This is a genomic window from Rhizobium sp. 42MFCr.1 (genome assembly GCF_000377185.1).
GTDB classification, from domain to species: domain Bacteria; phylum Pseudomonadota; class Alphaproteobacteria; order Rhizobiales; family Rhizobiaceae; genus Rhizobium; species Rhizobium altiplani.
This window is the reverse complement of record NZ_KB897825.1, coordinates 1-12751: the sequence shown is the minus strand read 5'-3', so window position 1 is coordinate 12751 and position 12751 is coordinate 1. Positions and strand designations below refer to the sequence as shown.

Below are 12751 nucleotides of genomic sequence, written 5' to 3'. Positions count from 1 at the left end.
TGTCAGAGGTCGTTACTTCGCAGCCGCAAGGCCAGGGTCGCCCTGCTTTTCGAACGTCTGGACTTCCTTGTTGTAATAGGTGCCATCATCGGCCTTGGTGACTTCGCGCAGGTAGATGTTCTGCGTGATATGGCGGCTTTCCGGATCGATCGAGACCGGACCGCGCGGGCTGACCCAGGTCAGGCCCTTGACTGCCTCGACTGCCTTGGCTGCATCCTGCTTGCCGCCGGTCGCCTCGATCATCTTGTAGATGACGTTCATGCCGTCATAGGCACCGACAGCAGGGAAGGACAGTTCCGCCTTGCTGCCGATTGCCTTGGCTGCAGCCTCGACAAACGCCTTGTTCTCCGGCGAATCATGCGAGACGGCATAATGGAAGGTTGTCTGGATGCCGAGAGCAGCATCGCCAAGTGCCGGAAGATCGGATTCCTGCGTCAGGTCACCTGGCGCAAAGAACTTGATACCGGCAGCCTTGAGGCCGTTTTCATTGTAGGCCTTGACGAAGCCGAGCGTCGTCGGACCGGATGGCAGGAAGGCGAAAACGCCCTGCGCGCCGGAATCCTTGATGCGCTGCATGATCGGGCTGAAATCGTTGGTCGAGAGCGGCATGCGGATTGCCTCGACGACCTGACCGCCTTCCTTCTCGAAGGCCGCCTTGAAGGCATTCTCGGCGTCGACGCCCGGACCGTAGTCGCTGACAACGGAGATGACCTTGCTGACGCCGGCGTCATGGGCAACCTTGGCGATCGGCGTCGAGGTCTGCCACGTGGTAAACGAGGTGCGCACCACCAGCGGGCTCTTGGTGACGATTGCCGATGTGGCCGCGTTCATGATGACGAGCGGCGTATTCGCCTGCTTCAGGATCGGCGTCACGGCCATCGCGTCAGGCGTGAAATAGAATCCCGCGAGGTACTGGACCTTTTCCTTGACGACCAGCTCCTGCGCAAGCGCCTTCGACTGCGCCGGGTCGGCCGCGGGCAGATCGCGATAGATCACTTCAACGGTGTTGTCGCCGACCTTGTTGCCGTTGATCGCCATGTAGGCATCGATACCGGCTTTGAAGTTCTTGCCCTGCAGGGCGAACGGACCAGAGAACGGCCCGACGACGCCGACCTTGATGGTATCGGCATAGGCCGCTGTGCTCATGACGACTGCCGCAACGGCGGCCAGAACAAACCGTTTCATAAATCCTCCCATTGACGATGGCGCACTCCTACGCCGCTTTAGTTCACAGCTAAAGCCTTGGCGATAGTGTCTCATTCAAAACGGTAATGTAAAATGAAATAAACGGCAAAAATCATACCCCAAGGGTTATGATTTGTGCCCAATTCGCTTGATATTGCCGGCCAGTTCAAGCGCCAGGCGAAGCGAAGTGGCGGTCGCCATGACCATTTGCGGCAGAATGAGCCATTCCAGCGTCCACGCCGCGCCCGATCGCTCCTGTTCGTGCACCAGCGACTGATGCATGCCGGAGAGTTGGGTCGCATTGAAGCGCGCCAGAGCAACGAGCGTTTCGGCCGCGACCGGGTTTTGCTTGTGCGCCATTGCTGACGAACCACCACCCCCGGATAGCTCGATCTCATCGCCCGCCTGCGCCAGAAGCGCGACATCCTGCCCGAATTTGCCAAGGCTGCCACTGATGAGCGACAGCAGATTGGCGAAATCCGTGACGACCCCGCGTTGGCTTTGCCATTGCGGCGTGTCTGAGAGGCCGAGCTCCTGGGCCAGTGCTGAGCGCACGGCCGGGGCAAGATCCTGAAGCTTGTCGAGAGTACCGGCTGCCCCGCCAAACTGCAGGGGAAAGCCCTGTTCGGTCAGCCGGTCCCGATAACCGGCAAGCGGTGCGCGCCAGGCGCGAAGACGATCAGAGACTGTGATCGCGATCGCAGCCTGCATGCGGGTCCGCCCCATCAAAGCGCTTTTCCCGAACTGCGCGTTGAGACTGTCGAACACCTTGGCAAGCTTCGTGAGCCGATTTGAAAACAGGAACGCGATTGCCTTCAGGCGAACCATCAGGCTGGTATCGATGACATCCTGGCTCGTGGCGCCGAGGTGAACGCAATCAAAGTACGGCTCCCCGACTGCCTCGCGCAGCTGTTTGACGAGATCGGCAACGACAACCCCGTCGCGGGCCGTGGCCGTTCTCAGATTGAGGACATTTGGCTCAAACGTTGCGCAGACCATGCCGATATGGCGTGCCGCTTCATGCGAAATCAGACCGTGAACGGCCTCGGCCCTGGCAAGTGCTGCTTCGAACCCGAGCATGGCGCGAATATCTGCCGCCGCGGAGAAATACGAAGCCGTCTCCTCGTCGCCGAGCAGGCCGGACAGAAACGGGTGATCAAAGGCTGAGATGGTCATCGGTGTCTTTCTTGCTGCGACCGACAACTGCGCCTGCAATGGCCTTAACGCAAGTCCCTGCGGTCAGATATCGAGGAACACGGTCTCCCGGTCGCCCTGCAGCCGGATGTCGAAAGTATAGGTCGATCCGTCACGTTGGGCGATCAGCGTGTCGACGCGTTCCCGGTGCTCGATGCGCAGAAGCAGCGGGTCGGCCTTGTTGGCCTCGGCTTCTTCTGGAAAATACATGCGCGTATGCAGGCCGATGTTGATGCCGCGTGCGACGATCCAGAAGGTGATGTGTGGCGCCATCTTGCGGCCGTCCTTGAAGGGAACGCGGCCCGGCTTGACGGTGTCGAAGGTGAAAACGCCATCTTCGGCGCGTGTCGGGCAACGGCCCCAGCCGGTAAAGTTCGGATCTGCCGTGCCACGCATCTCCGACGGGCTGTTATAGAGGCCGGCGCCGTCGGCCTGCCAGATTTCGATGACTGCATCGCGCACCAGGGCACCGGCACCATCAAAAACGCGGCCTGTCACCGTGATGCGCTCGCCAAGCGTCTTGTCGTTGACCATCACCGTTCCGAGGTCATTTTCATAGACGCCCTTGATGTCACAGAAGTTCGGGGTCAGGCCGATATGGACATAGGGGCCTGCCGTCTGCGAGGGCGTTTCCTTGAGATAGCCGAGTTCCTGAACCATCAGTTCCCCTCCATGCGGTTTTCGAACATCGTCGAGCGGCGGCCGCGCAAAACGATGTCGAACTTGTAGGCGCGCGCATCCATCGGAATCGTATTGCCCCAGTCGAGCGGCGCAATCAATTGCTCGATGGCGCGTCTGTCGGGGATCGTGCCGACGATCGGACACTTCCAGATCATCGGATCACCCTCGAAATACATCTGCGTGATCAGACGCTGGGAAAAGCCATGGCCGAAGATCGAGAAGTGGATGTGGGCCGGGCGCCAGTCGTTGACGCCGTTGGGCCAGGGATAGGCTCCCGGGCGAACCGTGCGAAACGCATACTGACCATGCTCATCGGTGATGCAGCGCCCGCATCCGCCGAAGTTCGGATCGATGGCGGCGAGATAGGTTTCCTTCTTGTGCCGATAGCGCCCGCCGGCATTGGCCTGCCAGAACTCGACAAGGGCACCGGGTACCGGGCGTGCACGTTCGTCGAGCACACGGCCGTGGACGACAATGCGCTCGCCGATGGCACTTTCGCCCGGCCTGGCGAAATTGTGGATCAGATCGCTGTCGAGCTCACCGATGACGGAGTGGCCGAAGACCGGCCCTGTGATTTCCGAAATCGTTCCGTCGAGCGACAACAGCGCGCGCTGCGGCGAACGCAGGACCGAGGTCTTGTAGCCTGGGGTGAAGGCAGGTGCATGCCATTCGCGGTCTCGCGCGAAGAATGCGCCGGTTTCGGGAATGCGGTTGGGAAGATCGGACATCCTATGCCTTTCAGGCCGCCTTGCCGGCGTCCATCTGTTCGAAAACATGCTTGGCGATCTTGATGGCGTGATTGGCGGCGGGAACGCCGGCATAGATCGCCACGTGCAGCAACGCTTCGCAAATATCATCGCGCGAGGCGCCGGTGTTGGCGGTGGCGCGGACATGCATCGCCACCTCGTCGTCCTGGCCAAGTGCTGCCAGAAGCGCGATCGTCACGATCGACCGCTCGCGGCGCGTCAGTGTCGGGCGCGACCAGACATGTCCCCAGGCCGCTTCCGTGATCAGGTCCTGGAACGGCTTGTCAAACGGGGTCGAGCTTGATTCGGCGCGATCGACATGGGCATCGCCCAGCACGGCACGGCGCGTCGCCATACCCTGCTCGAAGCGCTTCGACGGCTGGTGGAGTTCACTCATGGGCTCTTTTCTCCCTGCAATGCGAAATCGATGAATGCGCGGATGATTGCCGTCAGCGCTTCCGGCTGCTCGACGCAAGGGATATGGCCCGCATCGCGTATGATCTCGAAGCGGGCGTTGGGAATGAGCCTGGCCGTCGACTTGACGAGATCGGGAGGCGTCGAGCCGTCCTGATCACCGACAATGCAGATCGTCGGAACGTTGATCCTTGAGGCCACGTCCGTGTAGTCGGCATCGCGGATTGCCTCGCAGGTGGCAAGATAGCCTTCCACCGGCTGGCGCACGAGCATGTTGCTGTAGCCGTGATAGGCCGTGTTCTCCGGTCGCCGGAAAGCCGGCGTGAACCAGAGCTTCATGACGCCGTCGACAATGCTCGCAATACCCTTGCTGGCGACGGTTGCAATCCGTGTATTCCAGCTCTCGGTGGTGCCGATCTTGTGCGCCGTATCGCAAAGGATCAGTCCCTGCACCATGTCGGGCCGCGCCTTGTAGAGCGCCTGAGCAATCAGCCCGCCCACGGAAAGACCGCAGATGAAGGCCTGCTTGACCGCCAGAAGATCGAGCAGGCCGGCAAGATCGGAAGCATGATCTTCGATCGAATAGGGAACCTGGCCGACATCGGAAAGCCCGTGGCCTCGCTTGTCGTAGACAATGATCGCGTAGTCCCCGGCCAGTCGTACGATCACGTCGCGCCAGATGCGAAAATCGGTGCCAAGCGAATTAGCAAAGACGATGACCGGCTTGTCAGCGGGGCCGCTGATCAGCTGGTAGTGGATCGCGATGTCGTTGATACGGGCAAACTGCACGGCAAATCTCCTCTCCGTGCCGGTCTCCATGCAAGTCGCGGCCGACTTGAATGAGAGGGGCCGACACAGACCCTGGTTCAAATTGGATGTTTAATCTGGTTAGGTAAAATGATATTTCGTGGCATTTCGATAACTCCGGAGTTATGAAATCCATGATCGACAGTCGGGTGAAGTTTCGTCATCTACAGACATTTGTCGAGGTGGCGCGGCAGAAAAGCGTGATGAAGGCAGCCGGATTGCTCAATGTCAGCCAGCCGGCGGTGACGAAGACGATCCGCGAACTGGAGGAGGTGCTTGGCGTTGCCGTCTTCGAGCGCGACGGGCGCGGCATCAAGATCACCCGCTATGGCGACGTTTTTCTGCGCCATGCGGGAGCAGCGCTCACCGCCTTGCGCCAGGGCCTTGATTCGGTATCCCAGGAGCGTTTCGGCGAGGCCCCGCCGATCCGCATCGGCGCCTTGCCGACGGTTTCGACGCGGATCATGCCGCGCGCCATGGAGCTTTTCCTCAAGGAAAACACCTGGAGCCGCATCAAGATCGTGACGGGAGAGAATGCGGTGCTCTTGGAGCAGCTGCGCGTCGGCGACCTCGATCTCGTCGTCGGGCGGCTTGCCGGCGCGGAAAAGATGGCCGGCTTTTCCTTCGAGCATCTTTACTCGGAACAGGTCGTCTTTGCGGTTCGTGCAGGCCATCCGCTGCTGAAATCGCGCCAGTCGCTGTTTTCGAACCTCAGTGAATATACCGTGCTGATGCCGACGCGCGCCTCGATCATTCGCCCCTTCGTGGAAAGCTTCCTGATTGCCAATGGCGTCGCAAGCCTGCCGAACCAGATCGAAACGGTCTCCGATTCATTTGGCCGCGCCTTCGTACGGTCGAGCAACGCCATCTGGATCATTTCCACAGGTGTGGTCGCAACCGATGTCGCCGACGGCCTCCTGGAAGTCTTGCCGATTGACACCAGCGAAACAAAAGGACCGGTTGGACTGACAATGCGCACGGACGCCATTCCCTCGCTGCCGCTTTCGATCCTCATGCAGACATTGCGGGAGGCGGCGACAGAGGTTGCCGCCAAGATCTAGCGACCCTGTTGCGGATACGGCCTGCGTGGTATCGTCCAGCTCATGCAACTGCGCGTGGGAGCCACACTATGGGAAGTGCAGCCGCATTACATGGAACATGGAGAATGGTATCCTGGACGCGCCGCGCTGTTGCGACCGGGGTGGTTACGAATGCGATGGGACCCGACCCCGTCGGATATCTCTCCTATCATCCGGATGGCCGGGTAATGGCTGTGGTCGTCAGCCGCGAACGGCCAGCGCTGAAAGGCGACGTCCCGACGGACGCCGAAAAGGTCGCGCTGTTCGATTCCATGCTCGCCTATGCCGGAACCTACACCTTCGAGAATGGACGCGTGGTGCACCATGTCGATGCGAGCTGGAATCCGGCCTGGGGCGTCAGCGACCTGATCCGGCCGTTCTCCATCGACGGCAACAGGCTTGTCATCAGCGGCGCACCTGGTGTCGATCCAAAGAACGGCGAGGAAGTCGTCTACGAACTCGAATTCCGCAAGGTCTGACGCCAGCAAGCCTGCCAGCCGACAGAGGTCCCGATCGATGGGCGAGCAGCGGTGGGACGCATGAACCACCGCCGCTCTCCGTGCACCCCTTCCGTGGATGGCGGAAGGGAAGCTAGTAGGGAAGGCCGACGTAGTTTTCCGCGAGCGCAGTCGAAGCTGCGCGTGAATGCGTCAGATAGTCGAGTTCGGCTTCCTGAATCTTTTGGTCGAAATCACCGGTATCGGGGAACCGGTGCATCATCGTTGTCATCCACCAGGAGAAACGGACCGCCTTCCAAACCCGGGCGAGTGCCTTTTGGGAGTAGGTGTCGATGCCTGCGTTCGAACGATCCTGGTAGTGTTCGATCAGGCCCGAGAACAGATAATGCACGTCGCTCGCGGCGAGATTGAGGCCTTTCGCACCGGTCGGCGGAACAATATGAGCGGCGTCGCCGACAAGGAACATGCGGCCAAAGCGCATCGGCTCGGCAACGAAGGAGCGAAGCGGTGCGATCGACTTCTCGAAGGAAGGCGCGGTCACAAGTGCGTCGGCATGATGCGCAGGCAGGCGGCGGCGAAGTTCGTCAAAGAAGCGGTCATCGCTCCAATCCTCGACCTTTTCATCGAGTGGACACTGGATGTAGTAGCGGCTGCGATGCTCCGAGCGCATGGAACAGAGCGCAAATCCCCGCGGGTGGTTGGCATAGACCAGCTCATGGTTGACGGGAGCGACCTCGGCCAGAATTCCAAGCCAGCCAAAGGGGTAGATCTTCTCGAATGTGCGCAGCGACTTTTCGGGAACCGCCTTGCGGCTGGCACCATGGAAACCGTCACAGCCGGCGATGAAATCACAGTCGATGCGGCGCGTGGCACCATCCTTTTCGTAGGTAACGTGAGGGGCCGATCCATCGAAATCGTGCGGCTTGACATTCGCTGCCTCGTAGATCGTCAGTGCGCCGCTGGCTTCGCGTCGCTCCATCAGGTCGCGGGTGACTTCCGTTTGCCCGTAGATCATGACGCGCTTGCCGCCGGTCAGACCGAACAGGTCGATGCGATGGTCGCGCCCATCGAAGGCAAGGGAAAAGCCGTCATGCGAAAGACCTTCGGCATGCATGCGCGCGCCAGCCTTTGCCTCATCGATAAGTCCAACGGTTCCTTCTTCCAGCACGCCGGCGCGTACGCGGCCAAGGATGTAATCCTTGCCAACGCGGTCCAGGATGACGTTGTCGATGCCGGCTTCCGTCAGCAACTGGCCAAGCAAAAGTCCTGAAGGGCCGGAGCCAATGATGGCTACCTTGGTGCGCATGGTGTCCTCCCGCACTTGTCTTTTGTCAAATCTTGACCGGGCAAGGCGCCATCAACAATGGACAAATCCATCATGAAATTGCACAAAGCGAACATCGGGTGATGGAGGCAGGAATGGTAACGATTGTGCCGACCTACGAGCTCTACGGCGAGAATACCGGCAGGAAGCCGGAGTTTTGGCTGCACTGCGAAACAATTCCCGCCCGCAGCAGCCTGCATCATTTCGAGATCCGGCCACATCGCCACGACAGTTTCTTTCAGATATTGTACATTGATAGCGGCTCCGGCGAGGCAATGTTCTCAGGCGCCTGGCACCCGATCGAAGGTCAGTCGGTCATTACCGTTCCCCCCGGCCTCGATCACGGTTTTCGTTTCTCCAGGGACATCGACGGCTTCGTCATCACGGTGTTGAGCTCGCATCTGAAGGCCATCCCCGGCGACCGCAGCCGCCTCGGCGAGTGGATGGCATCGCCGCATCTGACGAGGCTCGACATGCACGATGAGGAAGCGCGCTACGTGGCTGCCTGCCTGCAGCGGCTCGGACGCGAATTCGCGCAGCGCAAAAGCGGGCGCAACGACCTGCTGGAGTCCTATCTGACGTCGGCATTGTTGTTGACCGCGCGTCTCTCCTCTGAAAGACAGGACGACGAGGCGGCCGCCGACGAGAATGAACGTCGCATGGAGCTGCTGCACGGCCTGATCCAGCGGCATTTCAAATCGCACCAGCCGGCAGCTTTCTATGCCAGGGCGCTCGGCATCTCGCCGACCCACCTGAACCGGATCGTGCGCGCCACGAGCGGTTACGGTGCGCATGAGTTGATTGCCCGAAAGCTCCTCGATGAGGCAAAACGCGAGTTGGTCTTCACCTTTGGCAGCGTCCAGGAGATCGCTTACCGGCTCGGGTTTTCAGACCCCGCCTATTTCTCGCGCTTCTTCCTCAAACAGGCTGGCCAGACGCCTCGATCATGGCGCATGGCGGAGCGTGCGAAGCTTGGTGTCTAGCGCAGCACGAGGCTGAGCGCCTTCTGTGTCTCTCGAAGGAGCGGCAGGTAGCGAGCCGGCATTTCCGCGGCTGGCGCATGGGCTGCAGGTGCGCCGATATTGATTGCCGCCACCGTCTGCCCGCGATCGTTTTCGACCGGAACTGCAATGGAGCAGAGGCCTATTTCCAGTTCCTGGTCGATCACGGCGTAACCCTGATCGCGCACACGCCGAAACTCCGCCATCAGTTCCTCGACGTCGGTCTTGGTGTTTGGCGTATTTTGCTTGAGGTCGGTGCGGGCAAGGACTGCCCTGGCCTCGGCCTCCGGCAGCGCTGACAGCAGGACGCGCCCCATCGAGGCACAGAAGGCTGGAAGGCGGCTGCCCGGTGTCAGGTTGATCGACATGACACGCCGCTGCGAAGCGCGGGCGATATAGACGATCTCCGTGCCATCGAGCACGGAGGCAGATGCGCTCTGCCCGGCTTTTTCCGACAATTGATCGAGATGCGGCTGGATGAGGACGGGCAGGGGCGTTGCCGAGAGATAGGAGTGCCCGAGCCGCAGAATCTTGGGCGTCAGGGCGAAAAACTTGCCGTCATATTCGGCATAGCCGAGTTCGGCCAGCGTCAGCAGCGACCTGCGCACCGTGGCGCGGTCGAGGCCGGTCAGCTTCGCGGCGTCGGCGATCGAAAGCCGCTGGCGGGTCTCCTCGAACGCCTCGATGACCTTCAGTCCTCTGGCAAAGCCGCTGACAAAATCGGTTTCTCGCATGGTTCCTCCTTTGCTCGCGGGCTTGTTGCTAGATCCCGGTCAGAATGCCAGCGCCTATTATTTTGTGCGATATACGAACAAATGTCAAATACCGCACAAAATGCCTTGCCCGCCCTGCCTCCGCGTTTTATCCATCGGTGAAGGGCGCAGAGGAGCATCTCGCCGGCAAGGAGTGATCCAGCATGGACAAGACTATCGGGAGCACGGCTGAGGCCATCTCCGAAATCGGAGACGGAGCGACCGTCATGATTGGCGGCTTCGGCGGGTCTGGCGCGCCGATCGAACTGATCCACGCCCTGATCGACAAGGGGCCGAAGAACCTCACGGTGATCAATAACAATGCCGGCAACGGCCGCATCGGGATTGCCGCGATGATCGACGCCGGCATGGTGAGGAAGATGATCTGCTCCTTCCCGCGCTCGTCCGACCCGCGCGCCTTCACGGACAGGTATCTTGCGGGAGAGATCGAGCTGGAGCTGGTGCCTCAGGGAACGCTTGCCGAGCGCATCCGCGCTGGCGGCGCCGGCATCCCGGCCTTCTACACGCCGACGGGTTACGGCACCGAACTTGCCGAGGGCAAGGTCATCGCTGAATTCGACGGCCGGCATTATGTGCAGGAGCGCTGGCTGAAGGCGGATTTCGCCATCGTCAAGGCCCATGTTGGCGACACCCACGGAAACCTCACCTACAACAAGGCGGCGCGCAACTTCAATCCGCTGATGTGCATGGCGGCGGGCAAGACCATCGTCCAGGTTTCCAGCATCGTTCCCGCCGGCGGCATCGACCCAGAGCATGTCGTCACCCCCGGCATCTTCGTCGACCGTGTCGTCGAGGTCGCCAATCCCGCCCAGGAAGAAGAGCTCGTTCGAGCCGGAGTGGTCTATCAATGACCGTCGATATCAGCATCATCAACACCCGCGAAGACATCAAGCTTTCCAATGCCAGCATCGCATGGCGCGCAGCCCAGGACATTGCCGACGGTGCCTATGTGAACCTCGGCATCGGCTTTCCGGAAATGGTGGCACGCTATCAGCCGCCAGGCCGCCAGGCGATTTTCCATACGGAGAACGGCATCCTCGATTTCGGCGAGGCACCGCCCGCCGGGGAGGAGAACTGGGATCTCATCAATGCCGGCAAGCGGCCGGTGACGCTGAAGCCCGGCTCGGCCTTCTTCCACCATGCCGACAGTTTCGCCATGGTTCGCGGCGGCCATCTCGACGTCGCGATCCTCGGCGCCTACCAGGTGGCGCAGAATGGTGACCTCGCCAACTGGAGGGTCGGCGCCAAGGGCGTGCCGGCGGTCGGTGGCGCCATGGATCTCGTGCACGGCGCCAAGCAGGTCTGCGTCATTACCGAGCACGTCACCAAGAACGGCGAGCCGAAGCTTGTCGACAAATGCACCTTCCCGCTGACCGGGGTCGGTTGCATCACCCGCGTCTATACGAGCCATGCCGTGATCGACATCGTGGAAGGCCGTTTCGTGTTGCGCGAGAAGCTTGCCGCCATGACGCTCGAGGAATTGCAGGCGATGACCGGCGCGCCCCTCTACATCGACGGTCCGGTTGCCGATCTCGTCGTCCCGGAACTCTAAGGGAGAAGCCTGATGACCGAAGCCTATATCTGTGACTATATCCGCACCCCGATCGGGCGCTTCGGCGGTTCGCTGTCAGCGGTTCGCGCTGACGATCTCGGCGCCGTGCCGTTGAAGGCGCTGATTGAGCGCAACGGCAATGTCGACTGGGAAGCGGTTGACGATGTGATCTTCGGTTGCGCCAACCAGGCCGGCGAAGACAACCGCAATGTCGCTCGCATGTCCTCGCTGCTGGCGGGCCTGCCGGTCTCGGTGCCAGGTACGACCATCAATCGCCTCTGTGGTTCTGGCATGGACGCCATCATCGCGGCTGCCCGCGCCATCAGGGCAGGCGAAGCCGAACTGATGATTGCAGGCGGCGTTGAAAGCATGTCGCGCGCGCCCTTCGTCATGCCGAAGGCGGAAACGGCATTCTCCCGCCACGCAGAGATCTACGACACGACGATCGGCTGGCGTTTTATCAATCCTTTGATGAAGAAGCAGTACGGCGTCGATTCCATGCCGGAGACCGGCGAGAACGTCGCCGAGGACTACAAGGTCTCGCGCCAGGATCAGGACGCCTTTGCGGTTCGAAGCCAGGCCAGGGCCGCGGCCGCGCAGGCCAATGGCCGGCTGGCAAAGGAAATCACCTCCGTCACCATCCCCCAGCGCAAGGGCGATCCTGTCGTCGTGGAGAAGGATGAGCATCCGCGCGCGACGACAATGGAAGCGCTTGCCAAGCTTGCCACACCCTTCAAGAAAGAGGGCGGGACAGTGACAGCAGGCAATGCCTCCGGTGTAAATGACGGCGCTGCCGCCCTGATCATTGCCAGCGAAGCTGCTGCCAGAAAGTATGGACTGACACCGATCGCCCGCATTCTGGGCGGAGCGGCTGCCGGCGTGCCGCCGCGCATCATGGGTATCGGCCCGGTTCCGGCATCGCGCAAACTGATGGCACGGCTTGGCATGACGCAGGATCAGTTCGACGTCATCGAACTCAACGAGGCATTCGCCTCGCAGGGTCTGGCGGTTCTGCGCGAACTCGGCGTAGCCGACGATGACGGCCGTGTGAACCGCAACGGCGGCGCCATCGCGCTTGGCCATCCGCTCGGCATGTCCGGCGCGCGCATCACGGGGACGGCTGCAATGGAACTGCGGGAAGCCAGTGGGCGCTACTCGCTGTCGACCATGTGCATCGGCGTCGGCCAGGGGATTGCCATCGCGCTCGAGCGCGTCTGATTTCCATCGCCAAACGAAAACGGCGCGGAGATCGTCCGCGCCGTCAGACTGCTGACAAACCCGTCGATATTTTCGGCGGGTTTGTTTTTTGGACGTTGGTTGTTTTAGTTGGGTTCTGAGGCGGGGCGAAGTTGGCGGCCTCTGGCCCTCATGCGATGGCTGGTCTGGGTGGCTTGGTGAGCGCCATGGCGATCTTCTTGATGTTTTGGGCGGCTGCAGCCAGCAGGCACTGGCATGCGACGCGGGTGAGACTTCGAAAGCGGGCATAGCGATGCCCGTGAAGCTGCTTGGCATCGGCAAACGAGCGCTCGACCGTCTC

15 protein-coding genes are annotated in these 12751 nt (G+C 61.1%); 6 read left to right on the top strand and 9 right to left on the bottom strand.

What is annotated here, in order from left to right:
* Positions 1 to 12: 12 nt before the first annotated feature.
* From C934_RS0110320 to pcaD, 6 genes are all read right to left on the bottom strand, one after another.
* Entirely contained in the window at positions 13 to 1185 is a 1173-nt protein-coding gene (locus C934_RS0110320; RefSeq protein WP_018856642.1) for an ABC transporter substrate-binding protein, read from the bottom strand.
* A 126-nt stretch (positions 1186 to 1311) separates the two neighbouring features.
* On the bottom strand, positions 1312 to 2361 hold the full coding sequence (locus tag C934_RS0110315) for a 3-carboxy-cis,cis-muconate cycloisomerase (RefSeq protein WP_018856641.1): 1050 nt from the start codon (positions 2359 to 2361) through the stop codon (positions 1312 to 1314).
* 63 nt (positions 2362 to 2424) lie between these two features.
* Positions 2425 to 3039, bottom strand: a complete 615-nt coding sequence (gene pcaG / locus C934_RS0110310; RefSeq protein ID WP_018856640.1) for a protocatechuate 3,4-dioxygenase subunit alpha — start codon at positions 3037 to 3039, stop codon at positions 2425 to 2427.
* Positions 3039 to 3788, bottom strand: coding sequence for a protocatechuate 3,4-dioxygenase subunit beta (gene pcaH / locus C934_RS0110305; RefSeq protein WP_018856639.1), 750 nt, complete (start codon positions 3786 to 3788; stop codon positions 3039 to 3041). The genes pcaG and pcaH overlap by 1 nt, the downstream gene beginning before the upstream one ends.
* Before the next feature lie 10 nt (positions 3789 to 3798).
* The gene (gene pcaC, locus C934_RS0110300) at positions 3799 to 4203 is read right to left on the bottom strand and encodes a 4-carboxymuconolactone decarboxylase (RefSeq protein WP_018856638.1); all 405 of its coding nucleotides are present in this window, start codon (positions 4201 to 4203) and stop codon (positions 3799 to 3801) included.
* Positions 4200 to 5009: a 3-oxoadipate enol-lactonase gene (gene pcaD / locus C934_RS0110295; RefSeq protein ID WP_018856637.1), complete on the bottom strand. Its 810-nt coding sequence runs from the start codon at positions 5007 to 5009 to the stop codon at positions 4200 to 4202. The genes pcaC and pcaD overlap by 4 nt, the downstream gene beginning before the upstream one ends.
* 152 nt (positions 5010 to 5161) lie before the next feature.
* Here pcaD and pcaQ point away from each other — a divergent pair, with 152 nt between their 5' ends.
* Both pcaQ and C934_RS0110285 read left to right on the top strand, forming a co-directional pair.
* Positions 5162 to 6088 (top strand): pca operon transcription factor PcaQ, encoded by a 927-nt coding sequence (gene pcaQ, locus C934_RS0110290; protein ID WP_018856636.1) that lies wholly within the window; start codon positions 5162 to 5164, stop codon positions 6086 to 6088.
* A 68-nt stretch (positions 6089 to 6156) separates the two neighbouring features.
* Positions 6157 to 6585: a lipocalin-like domain-containing protein gene (locus C934_RS0110285; protein WP_026371723.1), complete on the top strand. Its 429-nt coding sequence runs from the start codon at positions 6157 to 6159 to the stop codon at positions 6583 to 6585.
* Between the two features lie 112 nt (positions 6586 to 6697).
* On the opposite strand, the gene pobA is transcribed toward C934_RS0110285, so the two are convergent.
* Positions 6698 to 7870 carry a 4-hydroxybenzoate 3-monooxygenase gene (gene pobA / locus C934_RS0110280; RefSeq protein WP_018856634.1) on the bottom strand — a complete coding sequence of 391 codons (1173 nt, stop codon included), beginning with the start codon at positions 7868 to 7870 and terminating at the stop codon, positions 6698 to 6700.
* Positions 7871 to 7983: 113 nt separating this feature from the next.
* On the opposite strand from pobA, the gene C934_RS0110275 reads away from it, so the two are divergent.
* Positions 7984 to 8871 carry a helix-turn-helix domain-containing protein gene (locus tag C934_RS0110275; protein WP_018856633.1) on the top strand — a complete coding sequence of 296 codons (888 nt, stop codon included), beginning with the start codon at positions 7984 to 7986 and terminating at the stop codon, positions 8869 to 8871.
* Here C934_RS0110275 and C934_RS0110270 read toward each other — a convergent pair.
* The gene (locus C934_RS0110270) at positions 8868 to 9623 is read right to left on the bottom strand and encodes an IclR family transcriptional regulator domain-containing protein (protein WP_018856632.1); all 756 of its coding nucleotides are present in this window, start codon (positions 9621 to 9623) and stop codon (positions 8868 to 8870) included. The genes C934_RS0110275 and C934_RS0110270 overlap by 4 nt on opposite strands.
* Positions 9624 to 9805: 182 nt before the next feature.
* On the opposite strand from C934_RS0110270, the gene C934_RS0110265 reads away from it, so the two are divergent.
* The 3 genes from C934_RS0110265 to pcaF are packed head-to-tail and all read left to right on the top strand — an operon-like array spanning position 9806 to position 12432.
* Complete coding sequence (locus C934_RS0110265; protein ID WP_018856631.1) at positions 9806 to 10513, top strand: 3-oxoacid CoA-transferase subunit A; 708 nt, start codon at positions 9806 to 9808, stop codon at positions 10511 to 10513.
* Complete coding sequence (locus C934_RS0110260; RefSeq protein WP_018856630.1) at positions 10510 to 11214, top strand: 3-oxoacid CoA-transferase subunit B; 705 nt, start codon at positions 10510 to 10512, stop codon at positions 11212 to 11214. The genes C934_RS0110265 and C934_RS0110260 overlap by 4 nt, the downstream gene beginning before the upstream one ends.
* A 12-nt stretch (positions 11215 to 11226) precedes the next feature.
* Positions 11227 to 12432, top strand: a complete 1206-nt coding sequence (gene pcaF / locus C934_RS0110255; protein ID WP_018856629.1) for a 3-oxoadipyl-CoA thiolase — start codon at positions 11227 to 11229, stop codon at positions 12430 to 12432.
* 148 nt (positions 12433 to 12580) lie between these two features.
* On the opposite strand, the gene C934_RS31835 is transcribed toward pcaF, so the two are convergent.
* The coding region (locus C934_RS31835) for a transposase (RefSeq protein WP_018855096.1) at positions 12581 to 12751 on the bottom strand (171 nt) is incomplete at its 5' end.